This is a genomic window from Streptomyces sp. NPDC092369 (genome assembly GCF_044755245.1).
Taxonomy (GTDB): Bacteria; Actinomycetota; Actinomycetes; order Streptomycetales; family Streptomycetaceae; genus Streptomyces.
The window spans coordinates 474,566-499,449 of the sequence record NZ_JBIVQP010000003.1; the positions used below are offsets into that span (position 1 = coordinate 474,566).

Consider the following 24,884-nt stretch of genomic DNA (forward strand, 5'->3'; position numbering starts at 1 on the left):
ATGACCTTCCGCGAGATCAACTCCAAGATGGTCGAGGCGACCGTGCTGCCCGGGCAGCGGCTGTTCAGTCAGCGCGGCGCGATGCTCGCCTACAAGGGCGAGGTGTCCTTCACGCCCAATGTGCAGGGCGGCCAGGGCGGGATCATGTCGATGATCGGGCGCCGGGTGGCCAACGAGGCGACGCCGTTGATGACGGTCGAGGGCAGCGGGACCGTGCTGTTCGGGCACGGCGGGCACCACGTCCAGGTCATCGGGCTCACCGGGGACACGCTCTACGTGGAGGCGGACCGGCTGCTCGCCTTCGAGGGCACACTGCGCCAGGGCACGATGTTCATGGGCTCGCAGGGCGGCGTGATGGGCATGGTGCGCGGGCAGGTCACCGGCCAGGGACTGTTCACCACGACCCTCCAGGGGCAGGGCGCCGTCGCCGTGATGGCGCACGGCGGCGTCTTCGAGATCCCGATCACCCCGCAGCGGCCGGTGCACGTCGACCCCCAGGCCTACGTCGCCCACCACGGCGACGTCCGCAACAAGCTGTCCACCGCGCTCGGCTGGCGCGACATGGTGGGGCGCGGTTCGGGCGAGGCCTTCCAGCTGGAGCTCAGCGGAAACGGTGCGGTGTACGTCCAGGCGTCGGAGGAGAAGCTGTGACCACCTACCCGGGGGCGGGTCCCACGGTCTACGACCCGATGACGCTGCCGGTCGACGACAACGTCAACAAGTACACCTTCTGCGTGGAACTCAAAGGGAGCCAATGGTTCCTGCAGAAGGGGAAGATGATCGCCTACTACGGCTCGATGGAGTTCAACGGCGTCGGACACGGCCGCCTGGACCGTCTTGTCCGTACGTCCTTTCATTCGCCTCTGCACGCCAGCGACTGGGTCGTGGCGGAGGGCTCGGGCAAGATGCTCCTCGCCGACCGGGCCTTCGACGTGAACTCGTACGACCTGGAAGACGGCAATCTGACCATTCGCTCGGGCAACCTTCTCGCTTTTCAGCCAACTCTGGCACTGAAGCAATCGATCGTGCCCGGTTTTCTGACCCTCATCGGAACCGGAAAGTTCGTGGCCGCCTCGAACGGTCCGGTGGTGTTCATGGAACCCCCGATCCGGGTGGACCCGCAGGCCCTCGTCGGCTGGGCCGACTGCCCCTCGCCGTGCCATCACTACGACCACGCCTACATGACAGGTGTAATGGGCGGTCTACGTGCGCTGACGGGCATCGGCGGGGCCTCCGGGGAGGAGCACCAGTTCGAGTTCGTCGGGGCCGGCACCGTGCTGCTCCAGTCCACCGAGATCCTCATGGCCGAGCAGGCCACGGGGGCGGTTCCGCAGCAGGCCGGAGTGCCGGGACAGGGCGGACCCACAGGCCCCGGACAGCAAGCCGGCGCACCGCGCCTTCCCGGACAGCTGGGAGACCTCCAACGTCGCTTCGGGCTGTGAGCGGTAGTCTGCGGAGTGTGACGTCGAACGCGTGCGCACCGTCACACCGCCCTCACTAGTTCGCATTTCAACATTTTAGGTAGACTTCATTCATGGAGACCGAGACGGCCACGCGCTGGCTGACCGATGCGGAGCAGTGCGCCTGGCGCACCCACCTGGAGGTCAACAGGCTGTTGACGTATCAGCTCGAAAAAGACCTCCAGCCATTCGGCCTGACGATGAACGACTACGAGATCCTGGTGAACCTCTCCGAGGCGGAGGACATGCGGTTGCGGATGAGTGACCTCGCATCCGCCACCCTCCAGTCCAAGAGTCGTCTCTCCCACCAGATCACCCGCATGGAGAACGCGGACCTGGTCCGCCGCGAGAACTGCGAGTCGGACCGCCGTGGCCTCTACGCGGTCCTCACCGAGCAGGGCCTGGAGACGATGAAGAAGGTCGCGCCGCATCATGTGGCGTCCGTGCGCAGGCACTTCATCGACCTCCTCTCCCCCGAGGCCCTGGCGGAGCTGGACAAGGGCCTGAAGCCCATCGCGGAACATCTGCGGGGGCAGCGGGGCCGGCCCTGACGGGCCTGATTCTCTAGTCGGCGAGCGGCAGGCGGAGTTCGAACAGGGCTCCGCCTGCCGGTGCGTCGCGGACCGTGAGGGTGCCGCCGTGGCGCAGGGCCACGTCCCGAGCGATCGCGAGTCCGAGCCCGGCCCCGCCCTCGTCCCGGCTGCGGGCGTCGTCGAGCCGTACGAACCGCTCGAAGACCCGCTCCCGGTCCCCGATGGGCACTCCGTCCCCGTCGTCGGCGACGGACAGCACGGCCCAACTCCCCTCCCGGCGCACGGACATGGTGACCGCCGACCGGGCATGCCGCCGGGCGTTGTCGAGCAGATTGCCGAGCACCCGCGCCACCTGCCCCCGCGATCCGCCCACTTCGACGGTCTCCGTCTCCACACTCACCCCGTCCCGCCGGGCCGCCTCCTCCCCCGCCAGCGCGCCCAGGTCGAACCGCCCCTTCCCCGGCCGCTCCCCGGCGTCCAGCCGCGCGAGCAGCAACAGGTCGGCGGCCAGGGACTGCAGTCGTACGGTGTCCTCGACCGCGCCCGGCACATCCAGCAACTCCGGGTGGGCGGCGCCCACTTCGAGCTGGGTGCGCAGGGAGGCGATCGGGCTGCGCAGTTCGTGCGAGGCGTCGGCGACGAACCGGCGCTGCCGCTCCACGGAGGTCTCCAGCGCGGCCAGCGTCTCGTTGGTCGTCCGCGCGAGGCGGGCGACCTCGTCGTGCGTGTCCGGCACCGGTACCCGGCGGGCCAGGTCCGCGGAGGCGGTGATCGCGGCCATCTCGCGCCGGATGCCCTCGACGGGCCGCAGGGCGCGCCGGGTGACCAGCCAGGTCACGCCCGCGACGACGGCGAGCAGCAGCGGAAAACCGATCAGCAGCGCGGTCAGCGCGGTGTTCACGGCGCTCTGCTCGGCGGCCAGTTGGGCACCGGCGTGGACGGTGAGCAGCCCCTTGCCGGGGACCTCCACGCGGACGGCGGCGAAGCGGTAGTCGGCGCTGTCGCCGTCGATGGTGGCGGAGCCGCCCGTGTAGGAGACCTCGTCGTCGATCTCGCCGGGTTCGAGCGCGGAGTCGTCGTCGCGGCCGTCGCCGCCGTGATCGTCGCCCTCGTCGTCGTCACCCGAGGTGGCGGTGGCCGTCGGCTGCGGCCGTACCGCGACCGTCCCGGTGCCGCCGATCCGCTCCAGCCCCTTCGTGGCCGCCACGAGCCGCCCGGCGCCGTCCACGACCTGGACCGGCTCCTCGTCGTCGTCCAGGGACAGCTGGGCGTACGGCGTCCCGGCGGCGAGGTCGGCCGCCACGTTCCGTGCGGTGCGCTCGGCCTGGGTGTCGGCCTGGTCGGTGAGGTTGGAGCGCAGGGACAGCAGCACGGCGACGCCGGCCGCGACCAGGGCCACGGCGACGACGAGGGTGGCGCCCAGGGTCGCCCGGGCCCGCACCGAGCCGAGGAGGCGCCTCATCGCGGGTTCTCCAGGCGGTAACCGGCGCCGCGCACCGTGGAGATGAGCCCGGCGCGCAGTTTGCGGCGCAGGGCGCTGACGTACACCTCGACGATGTTGGGATCGCCCTCGTACGCGAAGTCCCAGACGTGCTCCAGGATCTCGGCCTTGGACACCACCGCGCCGGCCCGCACGACGAGCTGCTCCAGGACGGCGAACTCCTTTGTCGTCAGCGTCACTTCGTCACCCGCGAGGTGGACGCGCCGGGCGGAGGTGTCGACCTTCAACTCACCGAGCACGTGGACGGGCGAAGCCCCTGCCCCCTGGCTCCGGCGCCGCAGCAGTGCCTTCACGCGGGCGACGAGGACGACGTACGAGAACGGCTTGGTGAGGTAGTCGTCGGCGCCGGTGTCCAGCCCCTCCGCCTCGTCGTACTCGCCGTCCTTGGCGGTCAGCATCAGGATCGGCACGTCGTGACCCGCGGCGCGCAGGGCGGCGCAGACGCGGTAGCCGTTGAGGCCGGGCAGCATGATGTCGAGGATCACGAGGTCGTACGCGCCCTCACCGGCCCGGTGCAGGCCCTCGCGGCCGTCGTGCACGACGTCCACGGCGTAACCCTCGGCGGCCAGGCCCTTGGCGAGCGACAGGGCGAGCCGGCGTTCGTCCTCGACGATCAACAGGCGCATGGGTACAGCCTCGCAAACTCCACCTGAAGATCCCTTCAGGTGACTTCAGGGTCTCCTCAGCATCGGTTCGCGAAGGTGAGGGTGTCGAAAGCGACGCGACTCAGGAGGAAACACCATGAAGCGCAACATCGTGATCGCCGCCGTGACGGCCGCCGCACTGATCGGAGGCGGCACGGCCACGGCTCTCGCGGTGACGGGGGACGACGGCGGCCGGGGGACGGCGGCGCGAGGGAGCGGTGACGACGGAGTCGGTACGGACGACAGGGGCGACGACACCGACCGGGACGACGACGGTCGGGACGCCGAGGCTCTGGTGGTCCGGCCCGGCGATGTGACGGCCGCCGACGCGATCGCCGCGGCACTGCGGGACACGCGGGGTACGGCCGTCTCGGCCGAGTTGGAGGACGACGACCGTCGGGGCGGGGCGACCGTGTGGGACGTGGACGTCCTTGCCGGGAACGGCAGTTGGCACAGTGTGCGGATCGACGCCGGCAGCGGCGCGGTCCTCGGTTCGCACACCGAGGACGAGGACGACGCCGGTCAGGTACGGGCCGCGCTGAAGGGCACGTCCGTGACGGCTGCCGAGGCCGCACGGGCCGCGTCCGCCAAGGGCACGGTGACGTCGGTGGACCTGGACGACGACGCCCGCTCGCAGGGCTGGGAGATCGAGACCCGCACCTCCTCCGCCAAGGCCGACCAGGACTGGCTGGTCGACCTCCGCACGGGGAACGTCACACTGGACCGATCGGACGACTGACGCGGTCGGCGCCTCGACGCCGATACACCCTCCGGTCGACGGCGGGTGGTCCGCCCGGCGCGCGGGAGCGCACCGGGCGGTTCGGCGACGGTCGCAGGTGGACGACGACCCACCGGGTATTTGGGCACATTCGCGGCCGCGGCACGAGTCCCGCACGAACCGTCCGCCCGACACACCGCAGCGAGGGCGACCCCACCGTCGACCGCACGCCGCTGACCCGCCCGATGCCCTGGGGCGAAGGCGGCCTCAGCGCCGGGCCACCGGTGCCGACCCGGTGAGCGTCCGGCTACCAGGACGACCCGGGACCGGCCGCTCACCGAGAACCCGCCCGATGCGCCGGGACCCACGCCGGCTCAGCGTCGGTCGGTGGCGGGCAGTTCGTCCGGCGTCCGAGGCTCAGGTCGCAGCCGCTCGGACCGCGAGGAGCTTCGGGGGCGGTGTCCCCGGCCGCCGACGGAGCGGGTGAGGGCCGCCGGGGCCAGTACCGCCACCCCTGCCACCACGAAGCACGTCCCGAGGGGGAGTCGGCCCAGCAGCAGGCCGGCCGCCAGCGCTCCGCCCGAACTCCCCGCGTTCACGCCCGTGTTGATCCAGGCTCCGGCCCGCGTCCGCGCCCCCGGTGCCGCCGTCTCGTCCGCCAGGAGGTACGCCGTTGTGAGGGCGGGGGCGACGAAGGCGCCGGCGCAGGCCACGGCTGCCGCGAGGGTCCACAGGCCGGGGGCGAGGCCGGCCGCGGCCAGGGTCAGCCCCAACCCCGCCGCCAGCCTGGGCAGTCGTACGCGGGCGGGCGTACGCCAGTCGACGGCGCCGTTGAGCAGGCCGCCCACCGCGCTGCCCGCCGAGAGCGCCGCGAGCACCCAGGCCGCCGAGTCGGCGCCGAGGTGACGCTGCTCGGCGAAGGCGACGACGAGGAGGTCGACGACGCTGAGCGAGAGTCCGACGCCGGTCGCGACGACGACCGGTTGCAGGAGCGCCCGCCCGTCCAGCGGCGAACTCTCCCTGGCCGACGGCGACTTCGGCCGGGTGCCCGAGTCCCCGCTCCGCGCCCCGCCCACCGCCGGTGACGTCACGAAGGCCACCGTGCCCACCGCCATCAGCACCGCGCTGAGCAGCACACCGGCGGCCGGCGAGGCGAACCCGACCACCACGCCGACGAGCAACGGACCGGTGACGAAGAGCAGTTCCTCGGCGACCCCGTCCAGGCCGTACGCGCGCTGCAACATCCCGCGCTCGACGACCAGTTCGGCCCACACGGCACGCATCGTGGGTCCCAGCGGGGGCGCACACGCGCCGGTGACGGCGGCGACCGCGCCGAGCACCACCGCGGGCGCGCCGGGGCGCCAGGTGGCCGCCGCGAGCACACAGAGCAGACCCGCGTACAGCAACGCCATGGGGGTCAGCGCACGGCGCGGCCCGTACCGGTCGACCAAGGCCGCCCGATACGGCATCAGGAAGACGCCGGTGGCGCCGAAGAGGGCCATGACCGTACCGGCCACGGCGTACGACCCGGTCGCCCGGGTCACGGAGAGCATCACGGCGACCGAGACCACTCCGTAGCAGAGCCGTCCCACGAGGGCGGCGAGAAAGGTACGGCGGGCGTACGGGACGCGGAGAACGGCGGCATACGAAGGCCGCGGAGAAGACGACGCGGACATGCGAAGGGTTCCTCAACTGGAGGCGAAGAAGGGGACGCCGAGGGACCGCGACGGCGACATCCGTACGCGCCGATCGCGGGCCGAGGCGGGCTCTATGCCAAGAGGAGGAACACGAGGGGCAACTTAACAGGGGGGTACGGGGTCCGACCAGCGATGTCCGACCAGGCATCGTCGACGCCGGCGCGGATCACCCACCCACGTCACCCCCACGTGAGCCCGGCGATCAACTCGTCCGCCGCCCGGTACGGATCCAGCTCCCCCGCCACGATCCGCTCCGCCAACGCGCTCAGACGCTGGTCTCCGTGCAGGTCCTCAATGCGTTCCCGCAGAGCCGTGACCGCGATGGTCTCCACCTCACGAGCCGCTCGGCCGCGCCGACGCTCCGTGAGAACCCCCCGCTCCTCCATCCACGCCCGGTGCTTCTCCAGCGCCTCGACCACCTCGTCGATGCCCTCGGAACGCGCGGCGACGGTCTTGACGATGGGGGGACGCCAGTCACCGGGACCGCGGGACTCGCCGAGCCCCAGCATGTGGTTGAGCTCGCGAGCGGTCGCGTCCGCGCCGTCGCGGTCGGCCTTGTTGACGACGTAGACGTCACCGATCTCCAGGATTCCGGCCTTCGCGGCCTGGATGCCGTCGCCCATGCCCGGGGCCAGCAGAACCACGCTCGTGTCCGCCTGGGAGGCGATCTCCACCTCCGACTGCCCCACGCCGACCGTCTCCACCAGCACCACGTCGCAGCCCGCCGCGTCCAGGACCCGGATCGCCTGCGGGGCCGCCCACGCGAGCCCGCCGAGGTGGCCCCGGGTGGCCATGGAGCGGATGTAGACGCCGGGGTCGGAGGCGTGGTCCGACATGCGGACGCGGTCGCCGAGCAGGGCGCCGCCGGAGAAGGGCGAGGACGGGTCGACGGCCAGGACGCCGACCCGCTTGCCCTGCTTGCGGTACGCGGTCACCAGGGCCGCGGTGGACGTCGACTTGCCGACGCCCGGCGATCCCGTCAGACCGACCACGTACGCGTTGCCCGTCAGCGGAGCCAGGGCCGCCATGACCTCCCTGAGCTGCGGGGACGCCCCCTCCACGAGGGAGATCAGCCGGGCCACGGCCCGCGGCCGGCCTTCCCTGGCCTGGGCCACCAGAGAGGAGACGTCCTGCATCACAGCTCCGTTCACAGAAGAGGCAGCGCCCGAAGTGCCGCTACCGATACCGCTCAGGCCTTGGCTACCCGCACGATGAGCGCGTCACCCTGGCCGCCGCCACCGCACAGCGCCGCCGCGCCGACCCCGCCGCCCCGCCGCTTCAGTTCGAGCGCCAGGTGCAGGACGAGCCGGGCGCCCGACATGCCGATGGGGTGGCCCAGGGCAATGGCACCCCCGTTGACGTTCACCCTTTCCGGGGACACCCCGAGGTCCTTCATCGACTGGACCGCGACGGCCGCGAACGCCTCGTTGATCTCGATCAGGTCGAGGTCGGAGACGTCCAGGCCCTCCTTCTTCAGGGCGTGCAGGATGGCGTTGGACGGCTGGGACTGCAGGGAGTTGTCCGGGCCCGCCACATTGCCGTGGGCGCCGATCTCCGCGATCCACTCCAGGCCCAGCTCCTGCGCCTTGGTCTTGCTCATGACGACCACGGCCGCCGCGCCGTCCGAGATCTGCGAGGCGGAACCCGCGGTGATCGTGCCGTCCTTGGTGAACGCCGGACGCAGCTTGCCGAGCGACTCGACCGTGGTCTCCGCGCGGATGCCCTCGTCCTTGCTGAAGACGACCGGCTCGCCCTTGCGCTGCGGGATCTCGACCGGGGTGATCTCGGCCTCGAAGACGCCGTTCTTCTGCGCGGCGGCGGCCCGCTGGTGGGACTGGGCGGCGATCTCGTCCTGTTCCGGGCGCGCGATGCCGAGCCGGCTGTTGTGCTTCTCCGTCGACTCGCCCATGGCGATGTTCTCGAAGGCGTCGGTGAGACCGTCGTACGCCATGGCGTCGAGCATCTCGATCGCCCCGTACTTGTAGCCCTCACGGGACTTGGGGAGCAGGTGGGGCGCGTTGGTCATGGACTCCTGGCCGCCCGCGACGACGATCTCGAACTCACCTGCACGGATGAGCTGGTCGGCGAGCGCGATGGCGTCGAGGCCCGACAGACACACCTTGTTGATGGTGAGCGCCGGGACGCTCATCGGGATGCCCGCCTTGACCGCGGCCTGGCGTGCCGGGATCTGCCCTGCCCCGGCCTGGAGCACCTGGCCCATGATCACGTACTGCACCTGGTCGCCACCGATACCCGCACGGTCGAGGGCGGCCTTGATCGCGAAGCCGCCGAGGTCGGCTCCGGAGAAGGACTTGAGCGAGCCGAGCAATCGGCCCATCGGGGTGCGGGCCCCCGCGACGATCACGGAGGTCGTGCTGTTCGTTCCAGACATGAGGTGCGATCCCCTTCCAGCTGCACAGCTGAAGAAGTGAACGAGGGTTTACTTCGAATGTACTGAGCGGTAGTGCACCCCGTCATCGGGCCGTCGGTGTGATCGCGCGCACGTTGCGTAACCACGGCGGTCGCGCTGCACTGACTCCATGCTGACGCGAATCGACCACATCGGGATCGCCTGCTTCGACCTCGACCGGACCGTCGAGTTCTACCGGGCCACGTACGGCTTCGAGGTGTTCCACTCCGAGGTCAACGAGGAGCAGGGCGTCCGCGAGGCCATGCTCAAGATCAACGACACCTCCGACGGCGGCGCCTCCTACCTGCAGCTCCTGGAGCCGACCCGCCCGGACTCGACCGTCGCCAAGTGGCTCGACAAGAACGGCGAGGGCGTCCACCACATCGCTTTCGGTACGGCGGACGTCGACGCGGACTCGACGGACATCCGCGACAAGGGCGTACGAGTTCTGTACGAAGAGCCGCGACGCGGCTCCATGGGGTCACGAATCACGTTCCTGCATCCCAAGGATTGCCACGGTGTACTGACAGAACTGGTCACTTCGGCGCCTGTTGAGTCACCTGAGCACTGACCCTCGTACATAAGGGCCGGTAGGGTTGGGGGCGGTCGCCGCCGGAACGTGGGCGACCGGGTCCTGCCTTCGTCGGCGGGACGGAGCCGGGGTCCGGGTTTCGGGGGGCGAGCGTCGGGCAGCAGCCCGTGTTCCGCCGTTGATCTGACACCATTCCCCGGGGGCCCCGTTCGGCGGATGAACGGAGTTCTTGGAGACAGACGCGACCAGGGGACGGATGGGACCGCGCAGTGCGGGGCTACGAACGCCAGGAGCGAGAGCCGGCGGCTGACGTCGACCACCTCTCTCGGTTCGAGGCCGAGATGGAGCGGCTGAAGACCGAGCGGGAAAAGGCGATCCAGCACGCCGAGGACCTCGGCTACCAGGTCGAGGTGCTGCGCGCCAAGCTGCACGAGGCGCGCCGCACCCTCATGTCCCGGCCGGCATACGACGGCGGGGACATCGGCTATCAGGCCGAGCAGATGCTCCGCAATGCCCAGATGCAGGCCGACCAGCTGCGCCAGGACGCCGAGCGGGAGCTGAGCCAGGCCCGGGCGCAGACCCAGCGCATCCTCCAGGAGCACGCCGAGAACGCGGCCCGGCTCCAGGCGGAGCTGCACCAGGAGGCCGTGACCCGGCGCCAGCAGCTCGACCAGGAGCTGGCCGAGCGCCGCCAGACCGTCGAGTCGCACGTCAACGAGAACGTGGCGTGGGCCGAGAACCTGCGCACCCGCTCCGAGTCCCAGGCCCGCCGGCTCCTGGACGAGTCCCGCGCCGAGGCCGAGCAGGCCCTGGCCGCCGCCCGTGCCGAGGCCGAGCGGGTCGCCGCCGAGGCCCGCCAGCGCCTTGAGATGGACGCCGAGGCGGCCCGCGCGGAGACCGAGCAGTTGCTGCGCCGCGCCCGCACGGACGCCGAGCGCCTGCTGAACGCGGCCTCCACGCAGGCCCAGGAGGCCACCGACCACGCCGAGCAGCTGCGCAGCTCGACGGCGAACGAGTCGGACTCCGCCCGCCGCCAGGCCACCGAGCTGAGCCGGGCCGCCGAGGCCCGCATCGCCGAGGCCGAGGCCTCGTTGCGCGAGGCGCGCCTGGAGGCCGAGAAGGTCCTGACGGAGGCGAAGGAGGCCGCCGCCAAGGCGCTCGCCAGTGCCGAGTCGGCCAACGAGCAGCGCACGCGTACGGCCAAGGAGCAGGTCGCCCGGCTGGTCACGGAGGCCACGAAAGAGGCCGAGACCACCAAGGCGGACGCCGAGCAGCTCGTCGCCGACGCCCGCGCCGAGGCCGAGAAGATCATCGCCGAGGCCGACGAGCGCGCTCGTACGCTCACCGCCGAGGAGACCGCCTCCCAGCTGGGCAAGGCGGCCAAGACCGCCGAGGAGGTCCTCAACCGCGCCTCCGAGGAGGCCAAGAACACCACCAAGGCCGCCACCGAGGAGGCCGAGCGCATCCGCGCCGAGGCCGAGGCCGAGGCGGACCGGCTGCGCGCCGAGGCGCACGACATCGCCGAGCAGCTCAAGGGCACGGCGAAGGACGACACCAAGGAGTACCGCGCCAAGACGGTCGAGCTGCAGGAGGAGGCCCGCCGGCTGCGCGGCGAGGCCGAGCAGCTGCGCGCCGACGCGGTCGCCGAGGGCGAGAAGATCCGCGCGGAGGCCCGCAAGGAGGCCGTCCAGCAGATCGAGGAGGCGGCCAAGACCGCCGAGGAGCTGCTGGCCAAGGCCAAGCAGGACGCGGACGAGCTGCGCGCGAAAGCCACCACCGACAGCGAGAAGGTCCGCACCGAGGCCATCGAGCGCGCCACGACGCTGCGCCGGCAGGCCGAGGAGACCCTGCAGCGCACCCGTCAGGAGGCGGAGCGGCACCGCGAGGAGGTCGTCGAGCAGGCCGAGGGCATCATGGCCGACGCCGAGCGGGCCTCGCGCGAGCTGCGCGAGGAGACCGAGCGGGGCGTCGAGGCCAGGCGCCAGGAGGCGGCCGGCGAGCTGACGCGGCTGCACACCGAGGCCGAGGAGCGGCTCGCGGGCGCCGAGCAGGCGCTCACCGACGCCCGCGAGGAGGCCAACCGGATCCGCCGCGAGGCCGCCGACGAGGCCGAGCGGCTGCGCGCGGAGGCCGCCGAGCGGCTGCGCACGCTGCACCGGCAGGCGGAGGAGGAGGCCGAGCGGCTGCGCGACGAGGCCGCGTCCGACGCGTCCGCGTCCCGCGCCGAGGGCGAGGCCGTCGCCGTACGCCTGCGGTCGGACGCTGCGGCCGAGGCCGAGCGGCTCAAGACCGAGGCGCAGGACACCGCCGACCGGGTACGGGCGGAGGCGCTGGCCGCCGCCGAGCGCCTGGGCACGGAGGCGTCGGAGACGCTGGCCGCCGCGCAGGAGGAGGCCAACCGACGCCGCCGCGAGGCCGAGGAGCTGCTCGGTGCCGCGCGCACCGAGGCCGACCAGGAGCGCGAGCGGGCCCGCGAGCAGAGCGAGGAGCTGCTCGCCTCCGCGCGCAACCGCGTCGAGGAGGCACAGGCCGAGGCGGTCCGGCTGGTCGAGGAGGCCGACCGGCGCGCCAACGAGATGGTGTCGGCCGCCGAGCAGCACGCCCAGCAGGTACGGGACTCCGTGGCCGGGCTGCACGAGCAGGCGCAGGACGAGATCGCCGGGCTGCGCTCGGCCGCCGAGCACGCGGCGGACCGCACCCGGCGCGAGGCGGAGGAGGAGTCGGACCGGGTCCGCGCCGACGCCTACGCCGAGCGGGAGCGGGCCACCGAGGACGCCAACCGGGTCCGGCGCGAGGCACGCAGCGAGACGGACGCCGCCAAGGCGCTGGCCGAGCGCACGGTCGGCGAGGCGATCGCGGAGGCGGAGCAGCTGCGCTCGGAGGCCTCGGAGTACGCCCAGCGGGTGCGTACGGAGGCCTCGGAATCGATCGCGGAGGCCGACCAGGCCGCCGCACGCACCCGGGCGGAGGCCCGCGAGGACGCCAACCGGATCCGTTCGGACGCGGCGAACCAGGCGGACACCCTCATCACCGAGTCGCGCAACGAGGCGGAGCGGCTCACCACGGAGACGATCGCCGAGGCGGACCGGGTGCGGTCCGAGGCCATCTCCAAGGCGGAGCGGCTCATCGCGGACGCCACCGGGGACGCGGAGCGGCTGCGTGCCGAGGCCGCGGACGCGGTCGGGGCGGCCCAGCTGCACGCCGAGCGGACCCGTGCCGAGGCCGAGCGCGTCAAGTCCGCTGCCCGCGAGGAGGCCGAGCGGGTCACCGCGGCGGCGCGCGAGGAGGCCGAGCGCACCCTCGACGAGGCCCGCAGGGACGCCAACAAACGGCGCTCGGACGTCGCCGAGCAGGTCGACACCCTCATCACGGAGACCACGGCCGAGGCGGACAAGCTGCTCACCGAGGCCCAGCAGCAGGCGCACCAGACCACCGCCGACGCGGAGGGGCAGGCCGACTCGATGGTGGGCGCGGCCCGCGCGGAGGCCGAACGGCTGGTGTCGACGGCGACGGTCGAGGGCAACTCGCTGGTGGAGAAGGCCCGTGCGGACGCGGACGAGCTGCTCGTCGGGGCCCGCCGGGACGCCACCTCGATCCGGGAGCGCGCGGAGGAGCTGCGCGACCGGATCACCGGCGAGATCGAGGCGCTGCACGAGCGGGCCCGGCGCGAGGCGGCGGAGACGATGAGGTCGACGGGCGATCGCTGCGACGCGCTCATCAAGGCGTCCGAGGAGCAGCTGGCCAAGGCGCAGGCGAAGGCCAAGGAGCTGGTCTCGGAGGCCAACTCGGAGGCGGGCAAGGTCCGGATCGCCGCCGTGAAGAAGGCCGAGGGGCTCCTGAAGGAGGCCGAGCAGAAGAAATCGGCCCTCGTGAAGGAGGCCGAGGAGCTCAAGGCGGAGGCGATCCGCGAGGCCAAGCAGACGGTCGAGGAAGGAAAGCGCGAGCTGGAGATCCTGGTGCGCCGGCGCGAGAACATCAATGCCGAGATCTCCCGTGTCCAGGACGTCCTGGAGGCGTTGGAGTCTTTTGAGACTCCGTCGGCCGGCAAGGACGGCGGAGTCAAGACGGGCGCTACGGTGGGGGCCCCTCGATCGAGTGGCAAGTCGTCAGACGGCTAGCGGGCCACGCCAGTTCGGTTCAGGTGCCTTCTGAGGCCTTTGACCAGATCTTTGGCAAGTCGTCCGCCGGTTAGCCACTCAAAAGGGGTGTCATTCTCCAGATCAAACACGTATCCGCTCGATGACACACCGCTTCGGCCCCTAGGATTCCACCTATCACCTCACCGGTCTCATTTGACAGGAACCCCATGAGCGACACTTCCCCCTACGGCTTCGAGCTAGTGCGGCGTGGGTACGACCGCGCTCAGGTGGACGAACGGATCTCCAAGCTCGTCTCCGACCGTGACAGCGCTCTCGCCCGTATCACCGCCCTGGAAAAGCGCATCGAGGAGCTCCATCTCGAAACGCAGAACGCCGCGGCCCAGGTAAGCGACGCGGAGCCGTCGTACGCCGGTCTCGGCGCGCGGGTCGAGAAGATCCTCCGCCTCGCCGAGGAAGAGGCCAAGGATCTGCGCGAGGAGGCCCGGCGCGCGGCCGAGCAGCACCGCGAACTCGCGGAGTCCGCTGCTCAGCAGGTCCGCAACGACGCAGAATCGTTCGCTGCGGAGCGCAAGGCCAAGGCCGAGGACGAGGGCGTCCGGATCGTCGAGAAGGCCAAGAGCGACTCCGCTCAGCTGCGTGGCGAGGCCCAGAAGGACGCGCAGCAGAAGCGCGAGGAGGCGGACGCCCTCTTCGAGGAGACCCGCGCCAAGGCCGCCCAGGCCGCCGCGGACTTCGAGACGAACCTCGCCAAGCGCCGCGAGCAGTCGGAGCGCGACCTGGCGTCCCGTCAGCAGAAGGCCGAGAAGCGTCTCGCGGAGATCGAGCACCGCGCGGAGCAGCTCCGGCTGGAGGCGGAGAAGCTGCGCACGGACGCCGAGCGTCGCGCCCGTCAGACGGTGGAGACGGCTCAGCGCCAGGCCGAGGACATCGTCGCCGACGCGAACGCGAAGGCCGACCGGATCCGCTCGGAGTCCGAGCGCGAGCTGGCCGCCCTCACCAACCGCCGCGACAGCATCAACGCCCAGCTGACGAACGTCCGCGAGATGCTCGCGACGCTCACGGGCGCCGCGGTGGCCGCCGCCGGTTCGCCGGTCGAGGACGAGCCGATCTCCCGTGGGGTTCCGGCCCAGCAGTCCCGGTAAGCACCGGCTTCGCTGACGAACAGCGCGATCAGAGGCCCGCACCGTCTCCCCCGGAGGTGCGGGCCTCTGGCGTGTCCCGGGTTGCGCCGGTTCTTCCCCGACCTCACTGTTGCCGATGTCGTGGGCATCTGTTTGCCCGTCCGGGTGGCATCGGCCGAACCGTCCCTTTAGCGTGGCCGCATGATCGAGCTGGAGGGGCTGACCAAGCGGTACGGCGAGAAAGTGGCGGTCGACAACCTCACCTTCGCGGTGAGACCGGGGATCGTGACCGGTTTCCTCGGGCCGAACGGCGCCGGCAAGTCGACGACGATGCGCATGATGCTCGGTCTCGACCGGCCGACGGCGGGTGATGTCCGTATCGACGGAGAGCACTACGACCGTCTCAAGGACCCGCTGAAGTACATCGGCGCGCTGCTGGACGCGAAGGCGATGCACGGCGGGCGGAGCGCGTTCAACCACCTGCTCTGTCTCGCGCAGAGCAACGGCATCCCCAGGAGCCGGGTGTCCGAGGTGCTGGACATGGTGGGACTCACCTCGGTGGCCAAGAAGAAGGCCAAGGGGTTCTCGCTGGGCATGGGGCAGCGGCTCGGGATCGCGGGCGCGCTGCTCGGGGATCCGCGGATCCTGATGTTCGACGAGCCGGTCAACGGGCTCGACCCCGAGGGCATCCACTGGATCCGCACCCTGATGAAGTCCCTCGCGGGGCAGGGGCGGACGGTGTTCGTGTCCAGCCACCTCATGAGCGAGATGGCGCTGACGGCCGATCACCTGGTCGTCATCGGACAGGGCCGGCTGCTCGCCGACACCTCCATGGCGGACTTCATCCAGCAGAACTCCCGCTCCTTCGTCCGGGTCCGCTCCCCGCAGCGCGAGCGGCTGCTCGACGTGCTGCACGAGGCCGGTGTCACCGTCGTCGAGTCCGGCAGCGGCGCGCTGGAGGTGGACGGCGGCAAGGCCGAGCGGATCGGTGAGCTGGCCGCGCAGCACCAGATCGTGCTGCACGAGCTGAGCCCCCAACAGGCCTCCCTGGAGGAGGCGTTCATGCAGCTGACCGCGGAGTCGGTGGAGTACCACGCGCACTCCGACGGCCCGTCCGCCACGACCTCGGCAGCCCCGCCGCAGGCGTGGGGCGACGACTGGAAGAGGAGCTGACCATGGCGGCGACCCAGGTCGTACGGTCCGAGTGGACCAAGATCAGGTCGGTGGCCTCGACGGTGTGGACGCTCTCCCTCGCCGTGGTCGTCACGATCGGCCTCGGCATGCTGATCTCCGCGCTGTCGGCGAACGACTTCGACAATCTGAGCCGGAACGACAAGCTCTCCTTCGACCCGACCTTCATCAGCTTCGCCGGCATGAGCCTCGGCCAGCTCGCGATGATCGTGTTCGGCGTGCTGGTCGTCTCGAACGAGTACAGCACCGGCATGATCCGCACCTCGCTGGCCGCCGTCCCGCAGCGCGGCACCTTCCTGTTCAGCAAGATCGCCGTCGCGTCCGCTCTCGTCCTGGTCGTGGGCCTGGTCACCAGCTTCCTCACGTTCTTCCTCGGGCAGGCGATGCTCGGCTCGCACAAGGCGTCCATCGGCGACTCGGGCGTGCTGCGGGCGGTGATCGGCGGCGGCCTGTACATGACCCTGATCGCGCTGTTCTCGATGGGCGTGGCCACGATGCTGCGCTCGCCGATGCTCTCGCTGGGCATCCTGATGCCGTTCTTCTTCCTGATCTCCAACATCCTGGGGAACGTCTCCGCGACGAAGAAGATCGGCCGGTTCCTGCCCGACCAGGCCGGCAGCAAGATCATGCAGGTGGTGACCCCGATCGACGACGACACCCCCTACGGCCCCTGGGGCGGCCTCGGGATCATGGCCCTGTGGGTGCTCGCCTCGGTCATCGGCGCCTACGTGCTGCTGAAGAGGCGTGACGCCTAGTATCGGAGGCGGACGGCAACCTTTTACTTGCCCTTGAGCGGAACCGTCAGCGCCTCGGTATCCTCCTAACCCTTACGGGGGGCGTGTGCCCCGCTGTCCTGAACCTTTCGATGGGTGCGGAGCATGATCGAGGCAGTCGGCCTGACCAAGCGCTACGGCGACAAGACCGCTGTGTACAACCTCTCCTTCCAGGTGCGGCCCGGTGCCGTCACCGGGTTCCTGGGGCCCAACGGCTCGGGCAAGTCGACGACCATGCGCATGATCCTCGGCCTCGACAACCCGACCGCGGGCCAGGTGACGATCGGCGGCCACCCCTACCGCAACCTGCCCAACGCGCCCCGCCAGGTGGGCGCCCTGCTCGACGCCAAGGCCGTGCACGGCGGCCGGTCCGCCCGCAACCACCTGCTCTGCCTGGCCCAGCTGTCGGGCATCCCGGCCCGCCGGGTGGACGAGGTGCTGGGCGTGGTCGGTCTGCACGAGGTGGCCAGGCGGCGCTCCAAGGGCTTCTCGCTGGGCATGGGACAGCGGCTCGGCATCGCCGCCGCGCTCCTCGGCGACCCCCAGGTGCTGCTCTTCGACGAGCCGGTCAACGGCCTCGACCCCGAGGGCATCCTCTGGGTGCGCAACCTGATGAAGGCACTCGCGGCGGAGGGCCGTACGGTCTTCGTCTCCTCGCACCTGATGAGCGAGATGGCGCTGACCGCCGACCACCTCATCGTGATCGGGCGCGGTCAGCTGATGGCCGACATGAGCGTCCGGGACTTCATCGCGGCGAACTCCGCCGGTTTCGCGCGCGTGCGCACGCCGGACACCGAGCCGCAGCTGCGCGAGAAGCTGACCTCCGCGCTGACCGAGGCGGGCGGGCACGTGATGTCCGAGCAGGACGGCGCGCTGCGGGTGACCGGGCTGCCGCTGCCGAGCATCAGCGACATCGCGCACGACACCGACGTACGCCTGTGGGAGCTTTCGCCGCATCAGGCCTCGCTGGAGGAGGCGTACATGCGGATGACGCAGGGCGCGGTCGACTACCGCTCGACGGTCGACCAGAAGGCGGGGCTGATGCTGCCGCTGCCGCCCGGTGCGCAGCCGCCGATGCCGGTGCCGGGGCAGGGCCAGCCGGACTGGTACGCCCCGCCGTCGCCGCAGCAGGGCGGTCAGCCGTTCGCGATGCAGCCGGGCGGGCCGGGCCCGTACGGCGCGGGACAGCCCCCGGCGGGCGCGTACGGCGCTCCGGGCGCCCCCGCCGGGGACGCACCCAACCCGTACGCCCAGCAGGCGTCTCAAGCGCCTCAGGCACCCGTCCAGACCGCGCCCTCGGCGCCCGCGCAGCCCCTGGCCGTCCCGACGGCCTCCGCCGACCCGCGGTCGACTCCACAGGGCGCTGCCCAGGCCACGCCGCCCCGCTCCGCGCCCCTCGCCCAGCCGGCCCCGGCCGACGCCGCGCCGGCCGACGTGGCCGGCCCTGCGGCGCCCGCGCCCACCGGGTCCGCGGCTCCCGTCGCCGCGTCCGCTCAGCCCGCGCAGCGACCCGCGCAGCAGCCCGCCGATCTGACCAAGCCCGAGGACGCCCGATGAGTACGCCCCAGACCCCGATGCCTCAGGTCGCCGGAGCCGAATGGCAGTCGGTGCCCGGTTCGCCGTATCCCACCTACACCTCGCCGATCCCCGTGGCGCCCACGCATCTCGGGAACGCGATCGCGTCGGAGTGGACCAAGATCCGGTCGGTGCGCTCCACGATGTGGACGCTCGGCGTGTTCGTGCTGCTCGTCGTCGGCATCGGGCTGCTGGTGGCCACGCTGGTGGCCGCCAACTCGGCGGACGCGGACCTGTCCGGCGAGAACCCGCTGTCGTTCGGGGTCTTCGGGCTGCTGCTCGGCACCATGTGCATCATCACGCTCGGCGTGCTGACCACGGCCTCCGAGTACGGCACGGGCATGATTCGGACGACGATGACCGCGTGCCCGACCCGGGGCCGGGTGCTGGCGGCGAAGGCGATCGTCTTCTTCTCGGTGGCGTTCACCGTGACGTTCACGTCGGTGCTGCTGGTCGCGCTCGCTGACGTCGCGCTGCTGGACGGTGCCCGGAGCCCGAGCGGCACGGAGTGGCTCAAGGGCACCCTCGGCATCTCGCTCTACATCGCGCTGCTCGGCCTGCTCTCGCTGATCATCGGCTCGATCATCCGGCACTCGGCGGGCGCGATCACCATCATGATCGGCCTGGTGCTGGCGCCGCTGGTGATCGCGCTGTTCATGTTCTCCTCGGCCCTGGAGGGCCTGCGCCAGGCGCTGTTCGACTACTCGATCCCGAACCAGCTCAGCGTCTTCTACACCGACGCCCTGAGCGACTCGGGCCCTTCGGGCTGGGAGCCGCTGTGGATCGCCGTGGGCGTGACGGCCGTGGCCTTCGCGGGCGCGGTCGCGCTGCTGCAGAAACGGGACGTCTGAGCCGTAGAAGAGCCCGGCGGCCCGCGGAAGGGGCTCAGAACTTCGGGCTGTTCCTGGACCGCTGCACCCTTGTGGTGCGGCGGTCCTTCGCGTTCCAGCACGCCTTGTGCCAGTGGCGGCGGTCGTCCACGCCCGAGTGCTCCGGCCAGGCCACCACGTGCGGGACGCCGGAGGGGATCAGCTGGTCGCAGCCGGGACAGCGGTACGTCTTGCCCTGGGCGCTGGCGCCCGCGACATGGCGCACGCTCCACTCCTCGCCCTGCCAGGTCTCCGTCGACTGCCAGCCGCCGTACCGGTCGGACCGCTCGTCGTCGGCACCGCGGCCGGACGAACTCGACGGGTCGGCTCCCTTGGGTCGGTTGCGACGCGGGGACACGGAACACCTCACGGGGCTATACAGGAAGCATGTGTCCGCTCCAGCCTACGGGGCGTGAGCAGGGGTACGCGTAGGGCACCAATCATCTCAAGTCCCCCATCGCCATGACGCATTCTGCAGACAATCCGCAAATCTCTTCGCCAGGCCGTGTCCTCGGCACGTGTCGTCCGGTTATGCCCGGTGGGGGAGCTCCATGTCGGAGCCAAGGAAGCAGGAAAGAGCGATGCACGTAGGAAGTTTCGTGTTGGCGGCCCAGTTCCCGGGGCAGGGCCAGGGGGAGGCTCTGCACCGCGCGGTCCGCTCCGCGGAGGTCGCGGAGGAGGTCGGGCTCGACTCGGTCTGGCTGGCCGAGCACCACTTCGTGCCGTACGGCACCTGCCCGTCGGCGATCACCCTGGCCGCGCTGCTGCTCGGCCGCACCAGCCGCATCCGCGTCGGTACGGCGGTCAGCGTGCTGCCCACCGTCCACCCCGTGGCCCTCGGCGAGCAGGCCGCGCTGCTGCACGTCACCTCCGGCGGACGCTTCTCGCTGGGCGTGGGGCGCGGCGGGCCGTGGGTCGACCTGGAGGTCTTCGGCACGGGTCTGGCCGCGTACGAACAGGGGTTCCCGGAATCACTCGATCTGCTGCTGCGCTGGCTGCGCGAGTCCTCGGTGGCGGGCCCCGGCGGGCGGTTCGCCTTCCGTGAGGTGCCCGTCGTGCCCCGGCCCTCGGAATCCCTGTCGGAGGCGGCGGGGCCCGAGGTCGTCGTGGCGTGCACGTCCCCGGCGAGCGTCCGGCTGGCCGCCGAGCGCGGGCTGCCGATGCTGCTCGGCATGCATGTCGGGGACGAGGAGAAGGCCGAGATGATCGCCCTGTGGCGGCAGTTCGCCCGCGCCGCAGACCGTCCCGCCGACGAGATCCTCGGCGCGGCCCATGTCTCGGCCGGCGTCTGCCAGATCGCGGACCGGCGCACGGACGCGGTGGAGACGCTCACGAAGGCGATGCCGGGCTGGCTGAAGCAGGGGCTCGACGCGCATGTCACGGTGGACGGCCGGCTCCGGCAGATGCGCGACCCGCTGGCCTACACGGAGTTGCTCTGCGGACTGCATCCGGTGGGCACGCCCCGGCTGTGCGCGGACCGGCTCGCGGCGACCAGCGAGCGGACCGGCATCACCCGCTTCGCCCTGCTCGTCGAGGGCTCGGGCGATCTGGCGGCCACCGAGGAGAACGTGCGGCGGCTGGGCACCGAAGTGCTCCCGCAGCTCGACTGACCATGGATGAACCCCAACTGCCCTGCCCGGCGTGGAGCTTGCCGCCCCGTACTGAAATGCACCTCCCGCGTACGGAGCGGCAAGCCGGCGGTGCCGCTCAGCAGTCCCTGAACTCCGGGGACTGGTTGAGCAACTGACTGCGCACCGAGGTGAAGCGGGCCAGCGTCTCGTCGACCGAGGCGTCCAGCGGGAACACCGCCACCCGGTGGCAGTTCTGGAAGGCCAGCCGCACGCCGAAGTGGCGTTGCAGCGCGCCGCGTATCGCGTCACTCGCGAGCGCACGCAGGAGCTGACCGCGTGCCTGCTCGTCCGGCGGCGGCGTCTGGTTGTCGGCGAAGTTGCCGCCGTCCACCTTCAGCTGGGCCACCAGGGAGCTGATCATCTCCCAGGCGTAGGGCAGGGAGGTCCGGACGCAGTCGACGAATTCCGCTTCGTCGACCTCGCCTCGCTCGGCCTGTTCGAGTAGGGCCGGTGAGACGTCGAGCGACATGGGTTCTCCTCTCAGACCCCTGTGGTCCACAGGGGTTCCCGGACAGGTAAGGGAGTTCGCGATGTCGAACACGCTGCGTACACGTTTCGCGACCTCCCGTTTACTACGGTAAGCAACCGACCGTGACGGCACCAGGCGAATGCGTACATGCGACGCCCTTGTTAGACCCACAACCGGCCATAAATGAACAGGCGTTGTCTTGGGTGTACTGGGGCGAATCGCGTGGACCACTGCCCGTCGAGTAGCGTTGCCGACCATGCGTCTCGTCATTGCCCGTTGCTCCGTCGACTACGCGGGCCGGCTCACCGCCCACCTCCCCGCGGCACCCCGCCTGATCCTGGTGAAGGCGGACGGCAGCGTCTCCATCCACGCGGACGACCGGGCCTACAAGCCCCTGAACTGGATGTCGCCGCCCTGCACGCTCAAGGAGGGCACGGGCGAGGAGGAAGGCGTGTGGACCGTCGTCAACAAAGGCGGCGAGAAGCTGATCATCACGATGGAGGAGATCCTCCACGATTCCTCGCACGAACTCGGCGTGGACCCGGGCCTGATCAAGGACGGCGTGGAAGCACACCTTCAGGAACTGCTCGCCGACCGCATCGACACCCTCGGCGAGGGCTACACGCTCATCCGCCGCGAGTACATGACGGCCATCGGCCCGGTCGACATCCTGTGCCGGGACGCCGAGGGGCAGACCGTCGCGATCGAGATCAAGCGGCGCGGCGAGATCGACGGCGTGGAGCAACTCACGCGCTACCTGGAGCTGTTGAACCGCGACCCCCATCTCGCCCCGGTCCGCGGCATCTTCGCGGCCCAGGAGATCAAGCCCCAGGCCCGCGTCCTCGCCACCGACCGCGGCATCGGCTGCACGGTCCTGGACTACAACGCCCTGCGCGGCATCGAGGACGACAAACTCCGCCTGTTCTGAGGCCTGTTGCTACGACAGTGAGGGCCGGGTCCGTCGACAACGGACCCGGCCCTCATGCGTCGCGCCTGCCTCAGATCACGTCGGCCGAACCGCTCGCGGTGGTGGCCTCCGGCGCGCTCGCCGAACTGGTCGTTTCCACGGGGGCACTTGAGGCCGGGCCACTGGCCGTGTCGGTGGTGCTGGGCTCGGTCGGTGTCGTCGTCGGCGACTCGGTGGGCGTGCCCGGGTCCGTCGGCGTGCCCGGATCGGTCGGCGTGCCGGGATCCGTGGGCGTACCGGGATCGGTGGGCGTGTTCGACGGGGTGTTCGACGGCGAGTGCGAGGGCGAATGCGACGGCGAGTGCGGCGCACCGCCGCCATGCGTCCCGCTCGGGTTGTCCGACGGCTTCGACGTGTCCGCGGGCGGCGTCGGGTCGTCGGACGTGCCGAAGGTGCCGTCGGGGCCCGGGTCGGTCGGTCGGCTGGTCGCCGTACCGGTGTCGCTCTTGCCGTCGTCGTTCGCCGGCAGGTCGGCGCCGAGGCTGCCGTCCTCCAGGCCCTGGCTCGCGGACGGGTTGGGGCCGACCTGGTTGGACGGATTGTCGGCGTCGTTGTTGGACGTGGCGCCGAGCGTCACCACCGTGCCGAGCACGGCCGCGAGCAGGGCACCCGCGCCGGCCGCCACGAGGTTGCGCCGGGCCAGGCCCCGCAGGCCGCCACGGCGGGCCCTGGAGGGGCCGGGGGCCCCGGAGTGGTGGGTGACCAGTGTCGTGCCGTCGCCGCCCGGTGGCAGCGCCAGGACGACCGCGGGGACTCCGCCGGGCGGCGACTGCGACTCCTCGGAGCGCGCGTCCGGCACCTCCTCGCCCGCGGTCGAACCCAAGCCAGGCGTGGTGCCGGTGCGGTCGGCGACCAGGGTCAGGGCACGGCGGCCGGCGACGGTCCCGCGCTTGTCGGCGACCGCGCCGCGCATGCCGACGGCGATCTCCAACTCGGCGCGGGCCTGGTCGAAATCACCGCCGCAGAGCGCGAGGATGCCCAACTCGTGGTGGAAGTAGGCCTGTTCCGACACCTCGCCGGACAGCTCGGCGGCCTGGGCACCGGACCGCAGGGCCCGCTCCCAGGCGCTCCAGTGCAGCCCCGCGGCGAACGCGGGCGCCGCCGTGCGGGCCAGCTGGACGGTGACGCTCTCCTCGTCCTCGGCCGGGGCCGTGGTGCCCGGCACCAGGAGGTCCAGGGCGGTGAGCAGGGCGTCGGCCTCGGCGCAGACCCGCTCCGGGGTGACCGAGGGGTGCCCGGCCCACCAGGCGTAGTGCCGGGCGGCGGCCAGCGCCTGCGCCTCGACGTCGTCGCCGTATCCGGCGGCCATCAGCTGGGCCGGCACACCGGCGGCGAGCCGGTAGCGGGTGCCGACCGGGGTGACGAGGCCGCAGCCCGCGAGTTCGCCGAGGGCGGCGTCCGCGTGGGTGTCGCCGACCAGCGCGGGCAGGTGGGCCTGGTGCGGTACTTCACCGCCGAGCGCGACGGCGAACCGCAGGGTGGCGCGGGCCGAGGCGCTGAGCCGGGCCGCGAGCAGCGGGGCGGGCGCGGCGGCCTCACCGAGAGACGGCAGGGGCACCTCGTCGCCGGGCTCGGTCTCGAAGGGCGCGTCCACCGGGAGGGCGTCCGCGAAGACGCCGAACTCGTCGACCGCGCCGGTGCCGTTGCGGATCCGGTCGCGCTGGCGCAGCAGGGCACCGGCCTGGACGAAGCGCAGCGGCAGGCCCTCGGACTCGAACCAGAGGTCGCCGGCCCAGTTGGCCTCCTCCTCGGTGAGGACCCGGCCGACGGCGCGCTCCAGGATCTCCACGCCGCCCGCGCGGTCGAGGCCGGCCAGGAAGACCTCCTCGACGGCGGAGTCGACGGAGGGCCCCGGTACGTCGGGCGTCGCGGCGATCAGGAAGGCGCACTCGGGTGTCGCGTCCAGGAGTTCGTCGAGCGCGGCGCCGCCGAACTCGAGATCGTCCAGGACGACGACCGCGCCGATCTCCCGGACCAGGGCGCGCAGTTCCTCGGGGGCCGGCCGGTACAGGGGTGCGTTGTAGACGGCGTAGAAGAGGTCGTGGAGCAGGTCGTCGGCGGTGCGGTGGAAGCCGTCGAGGCGGACGACGCCGTCGGGGGCGAGGTCTGCGCAGTCCCCGGCGACGAGGTCGAGCAGGCTGGTGCGGCCCGAGCCCGCGGGGCCGGTCAGCAGGACCGAGCGGCCGCGCGCGAGCAGCCGTACCAGGCGCTCGCGGTCGTCCTGGCGCTCCAGCAGGGGCAGGGACGGCTGTGTCTGTCCCGGTGGGACGGGCGGGCGGGCGGCGCGGTCGGTCTCGACGCGCTCGTCGGCCGTGAGCTTCACGGGCCGCTCGGGGCGTTGGCTGGGCGGGCAGGCCTCTATCTCGCTGCCGTCGACGGGATTGACGGTGAGCAGGTAGTCGCCGGTGACGAGCTGCACCGTGCGCGCGAGCGCGGGTGTGTGCTGTCCGAAGTCGGTGGTGAGGGGGTCCCTCGGCGGGCGTTGACGCGGCGAGCTGCCGTCGGCGTCATGGCCGTACTCCTCGGGTCCCCGGTCGTTCGGGTCCATAGGTTTCAAGCCCCCCAAAAGCGCTCGTGTGCTCTTCAAGCCCCTCCCGGCCTTGCCGCACACCACGCTGTCGCTTCTGGTCCGGTGCCCACTCGAGGGATCTAGGTGGCGGGCAGGCGAACCCTAAACCTTCGCACAGTATGTC

Annotated in this window: 21 protein-coding genes; 13 read left to right on the forward strand and 8 right to left on the reverse strand. The window is 71.6% G+C overall.

Annotation, left to right across the window (positions count from 1 at the left end):
* The 3 genes from ACIQI8_RS19015 to ACIQI8_RS19025 all read left to right on the forward strand — a co-directional run bounded on the left by ACIQI8_RS19015 (position 1) and on the right by ACIQI8_RS19025 (position 2,011).
* Positions 1 to 651, forward strand: coding sequence for an AIM24 family protein (locus ACIQI8_RS19015; RefSeq protein ID WP_402351554.1), 651 nt, complete (start codon positions 1 to 3; stop codon positions 649 to 651).
* A complete protein-coding gene (locus ACIQI8_RS19020; RefSeq protein ID WP_402351557.1) occupies positions 648 to 1,442 on the forward strand; it encodes an AIM24 family protein in 795 nt (264 codons plus the stop codon). The genes ACIQI8_RS19015 and ACIQI8_RS19020 overlap by 4 nt, the downstream gene beginning before the upstream one ends.
* Positions 1,443 to 1,534: 92 nt before the next feature.
* Positions 1,535 to 2,011, forward strand: a complete 477-nt coding sequence (locus ACIQI8_RS19025) for a MarR family winged helix-turn-helix transcriptional regulator (protein ID WP_402351560.1) — start codon at positions 1,535 to 1,537, stop codon at positions 2,009 to 2,011.
* A 13-nt stretch (positions 2,012 to 2,024) separates the two neighbouring features.
* On the opposite strand, the gene ACIQI8_RS19030 is transcribed toward ACIQI8_RS19025, so the two are convergent.
* Both ACIQI8_RS19030 and ACIQI8_RS19035 read right to left on the reverse strand, forming a co-directional pair.
* Positions 2,025 to 3,455, reverse strand: coding sequence for a sensor histidine kinase (locus ACIQI8_RS19030; RefSeq protein ID WP_402351563.1), 1,431 nt, complete (start codon positions 3,453 to 3,455; stop codon positions 2,025 to 2,027).
* Positions 3,452 to 4,120: a response regulator transcription factor gene (locus ACIQI8_RS19035; RefSeq protein WP_402351565.1), complete on the reverse strand. Its 669-nt coding sequence runs from the start codon at positions 4,118 to 4,120 to the stop codon at positions 3,452 to 3,454. The genes ACIQI8_RS19030 and ACIQI8_RS19035 overlap by 4 nt, the downstream gene beginning before the upstream one ends.
* A 115-nt stretch (positions 4,121 to 4,235) precedes the next feature.
* On the opposite strand from ACIQI8_RS19035, the gene ACIQI8_RS19040 reads away from it, so the two are divergent.
* Positions 4,236 to 4,877, forward strand: a complete 642-nt coding sequence (locus ACIQI8_RS19040) for a PepSY domain-containing protein (RefSeq protein WP_402351568.1) — start codon at positions 4,236 to 4,238, stop codon at positions 4,875 to 4,877.
* A gap of 353 nt (positions 4,878 to 5,230) precedes the next feature.
* Here ACIQI8_RS19040 and ACIQI8_RS19045 read toward each other — a convergent pair whose 3' ends face one another.
* From ACIQI8_RS19045 to ACIQI8_RS19055, 3 genes are all read right to left on the reverse strand, one after another.
* Positions 5,231 to 6,532, reverse strand: coding sequence for an MFS transporter (locus ACIQI8_RS19045; protein ID WP_402351571.1), 1,302 nt, complete (start codon positions 6,530 to 6,532; stop codon positions 5,231 to 5,233).
* A 200-nt stretch (positions 6,533 to 6,732) separates the two neighbouring features.
* Positions 6,733 to 7,689, reverse strand: a complete 957-nt coding sequence (meaB, locus tag ACIQI8_RS19050; protein ID WP_402351574.1) for a methylmalonyl Co-A mutase-associated GTPase MeaB — start codon at positions 7,687 to 7,689, stop codon at positions 6,733 to 6,735.
* Between the two features lie 53 nt (positions 7,690 to 7,742).
* On the reverse strand, positions 7,743 to 8,945 hold the full coding sequence (locus ACIQI8_RS19055; protein ID WP_402351577.1) for an acetyl-CoA C-acetyltransferase: 1,203 nt from the start codon (positions 8,943 to 8,945) through the stop codon (positions 7,743 to 7,745).
* A 148-nt stretch (positions 8,946 to 9,093) separates the two neighbouring features.
* Here ACIQI8_RS19055 and mce point away from each other — a divergent pair, with 148 nt between their 5' ends.
* The 7 genes from mce to ACIQI8_RS19090 all read left to right on the forward strand — a co-directional run bounded on the left by mce (position 9,094) and on the right by ACIQI8_RS19090 (position 19,106).
* Complete coding sequence (gene mce, locus ACIQI8_RS19060; RefSeq protein WP_402351580.1) at positions 9,094 to 9,534, forward strand: methylmalonyl-CoA epimerase; 441 nt, start codon at positions 9,094 to 9,096, stop codon at positions 9,532 to 9,534.
* 230 nt (positions 9,535 to 9,764) lie between these two features.
* On the forward strand, positions 9,765 to 13,613 hold the full coding sequence (gene scy / locus ACIQI8_RS19065; protein ID WP_402351583.1) for a polarized growth protein Scy: 3,849 nt from the start codon (positions 9,765 to 9,767) through the stop codon (positions 13,611 to 13,613).
* Positions 13,614 to 13,801: 188 nt separating this feature from the next.
* The gene (locus ACIQI8_RS19070) at positions 13,802 to 14,737 is read left to right on the forward strand and encodes a cellulose-binding protein (protein ID WP_401728820.1); all 936 of its coding nucleotides are present in this window, start codon (positions 13,802 to 13,804) and stop codon (positions 14,735 to 14,737) included.
* A gap of 180 nt (positions 14,738 to 14,917) precedes the next feature.
* The gene (locus ACIQI8_RS19075; protein ID WP_402351587.1) at positions 14,918 to 15,889 is read left to right on the forward strand and encodes an ABC transporter ATP-binding protein; all 972 of its coding nucleotides are present in this window, start codon (positions 14,918 to 14,920) and stop codon (positions 15,887 to 15,889) included.
* Between the two features lie 2 nt (positions 15,890 to 15,891).
* Complete coding sequence (locus tag ACIQI8_RS19080) at positions 15,892 to 16,662, forward strand: ABC transporter permease (protein WP_402351590.1); 771 nt, start codon at positions 15,892 to 15,894, stop codon at positions 16,660 to 16,662.
* Positions 16,663 to 16,785: 123 nt separating this feature from the next.
* Positions 16,786 to 18,237, forward strand: a complete 1,452-nt coding sequence (locus tag ACIQI8_RS19085; RefSeq protein ID WP_402351594.1) for an ATP-binding cassette domain-containing protein — start codon at positions 16,786 to 16,788, stop codon at positions 18,235 to 18,237.
* Entirely contained in the window at positions 18,234 to 19,106 is an 873-nt protein-coding gene (locus ACIQI8_RS19090; RefSeq protein WP_402351597.1) for an ABC transporter permease, read from the forward strand. The genes ACIQI8_RS19085 and ACIQI8_RS19090 overlap by 4 nt, the downstream gene beginning before the upstream one ends.
* Positions 19,107 to 19,140: 34 nt before the next feature.
* Here ACIQI8_RS19090 and ACIQI8_RS19095 read toward each other — a convergent pair whose 3' ends face one another.
* Positions 19,141 to 19,482, reverse strand: a complete 342-nt coding sequence (locus ACIQI8_RS19095) for an ATP/GTP-binding protein (protein ID WP_402351600.1) — start codon at positions 19,480 to 19,482, stop codon at positions 19,141 to 19,143.
* A gap of 223 nt (positions 19,483 to 19,705) precedes the next feature.
* Here ACIQI8_RS19095 and ACIQI8_RS19100 point away from each other — a divergent pair, with 223 nt between their 5' ends.
* Positions 19,706 to 20,734 (forward strand): LLM class flavin-dependent oxidoreductase, encoded by a 1,029-nt coding sequence (locus ACIQI8_RS19100; RefSeq protein ID WP_402351603.1) that lies wholly within the window; start codon positions 19,706 to 19,708, stop codon positions 20,732 to 20,734.
* A gap of 97 nt (positions 20,735 to 20,831) precedes the next feature.
* Here the strand turns inward: ACIQI8_RS19100 and ACIQI8_RS19105 are convergent, their stop codons facing one another.
* Positions 20,832 to 21,224, reverse strand: a complete 393-nt coding sequence (locus tag ACIQI8_RS19105) for an SCO5389 family protein (RefSeq protein ID WP_280880658.1) — start codon at positions 21,222 to 21,224, stop codon at positions 20,832 to 20,834.
* A 256-nt stretch (positions 21,225 to 21,480) separates the two neighbouring features.
* Here ACIQI8_RS19105 and nucS point away from each other — a divergent pair, with 256 nt between their 5' ends.
* Positions 21,481 to 22,152 carry an endonuclease NucS gene (nucS, locus tag ACIQI8_RS19110; protein WP_402351607.1) on the forward strand — a complete coding sequence of 224 codons (672 nt, stop codon included), beginning with the start codon at positions 21,481 to 21,483 and terminating at the stop codon, positions 22,150 to 22,152.
* Positions 22,153 to 22,222: 70 nt separating this feature from the next.
* On the opposite strand, the gene ACIQI8_RS19115 is transcribed toward nucS, so the two are convergent.
* A complete protein-coding gene (locus ACIQI8_RS19115; protein ID WP_402351610.1) occupies positions 22,223 to 24,739 on the reverse strand; it encodes an ATP-binding protein in 2,517 nt (838 codons plus the stop codon).
* Positions 24,740 to 24,884: the final 145 nt, after the last annotated feature.

What these genes read in the sequence shown, in the direction of transcription:
- ACIQI8_RS19055 (WP_402351577.1), bottom strand. Translation starts at nt 8,945, where the DNA reads ATGTCTGGAACGAACAGCACGACCTCCGTGATCGTCGCGGGGGCCCGC.
- ACIQI8_RS19030 (WP_402351563.1), bottom strand. Translation starts at nt 3,455, where the DNA reads ATGAGGCGCCTCCTCGGCTCGGTGCGGGCCCGGGCGACCCTGGGCGCC.
- ACIQI8_RS19100 (WP_402351603.1), top strand. Translation starts at nt 19,706, where the DNA reads ATGCACGTAGGAAGTTTCGTGTTGGCGGCCCAGTTCCCGGGGCAGGGC.
- ACIQI8_RS19085 (WP_402351594.1), top strand. Translation starts at nt 16,786, where the DNA reads ATGATCGAGGCAGTCGGCCTGACCAAGCGCTACGGCGACAAGACCGCT.
- ACIQI8_RS19035 (WP_402351565.1), bottom strand. Translation starts at nt 4,120, where the DNA reads ATGCGCCTGTTGATCGTCGAGGACGAACGCCGGCTCGCCCTGTCGCTC.
- ACIQI8_RS19015 (WP_402351554.1), top strand. Translation starts at nt 1, where the DNA reads ATGACCTTCCGCGAGATCAACTCCAAGATGGTCGAGGCGACCGTGCTG.
- ACIQI8_RS19070 (WP_401728820.1), top strand. Translation starts at nt 13,802, where the DNA reads ATGAGCGACACTTCCCCCTACGGCTTCGAGCTAGTGCGGCGTGGGTAC.
- meaB (WP_402351574.1), bottom strand. Translation starts at nt 7,689, where the DNA reads ATGCAGGACGTCTCCTCTCTGGTGGCCCAGGCCAGGGAAGGCCGGCCG.
- ACIQI8_RS19090 (WP_402351597.1), top strand. Translation starts at nt 18,234, where the DNA reads ATGAGTACGCCCCAGACCCCGATGCCTCAGGTCGCCGGAGCCGAATGG.
- ACIQI8_RS19080 (WP_402351590.1), top strand. Translation starts at nt 15,892, where the DNA reads ATGGCGGCGACCCAGGTCGTACGGTCCGAGTGGACCAAGATCAGGTCG.
- nucS (WP_402351607.1), top strand. Translation starts at nt 21,481, where the DNA reads ATGCGTCTCGTCATTGCCCGTTGCTCCGTCGACTACGCGGGCCGGCTC.
- ACIQI8_RS19025 (WP_402351560.1), top strand. Translation starts at nt 1,535, where the DNA reads ATGGAGACCGAGACGGCCACGCGCTGGCTGACCGATGCGGAGCAGTGC.
- ACIQI8_RS19040 (WP_402351568.1), top strand. Translation starts at nt 4,236, where the DNA reads ATGAAGCGCAACATCGTGATCGCCGCCGTGACGGCCGCCGCACTGATC.
- mce (WP_402351580.1), top strand. Translation starts at nt 9,094, where the DNA reads ATGCTGACGCGAATCGACCACATCGGGATCGCCTGCTTCGACCTCGAC.
- ACIQI8_RS19115 (WP_402351610.1), bottom strand. Translation starts at nt 24,739, where the DNA reads ATGGACCCGAACGACCGGGGACCCGAGGAGTACGGCCATGACGCCGAC.
- ACIQI8_RS19105 (WP_280880658.1), bottom strand. Translation starts at nt 21,224, where the DNA reads ATGTCGCTCGACGTCTCACCGGCCCTACTCGAACAGGCCGAGCGAGGC.
- ACIQI8_RS19045 (WP_402351571.1), bottom strand. Translation starts at nt 6,532, where the DNA reads ATGTCCGCGTCGTCTTCTCCGCGGCCTTCGTATGCCGCCGTTCTCCGC.
- ACIQI8_RS19075 (WP_402351587.1), top strand. Translation starts at nt 14,918, where the DNA reads ATGATCGAGCTGGAGGGGCTGACCAAGCGGTACGGCGAGAAAGTGGCG.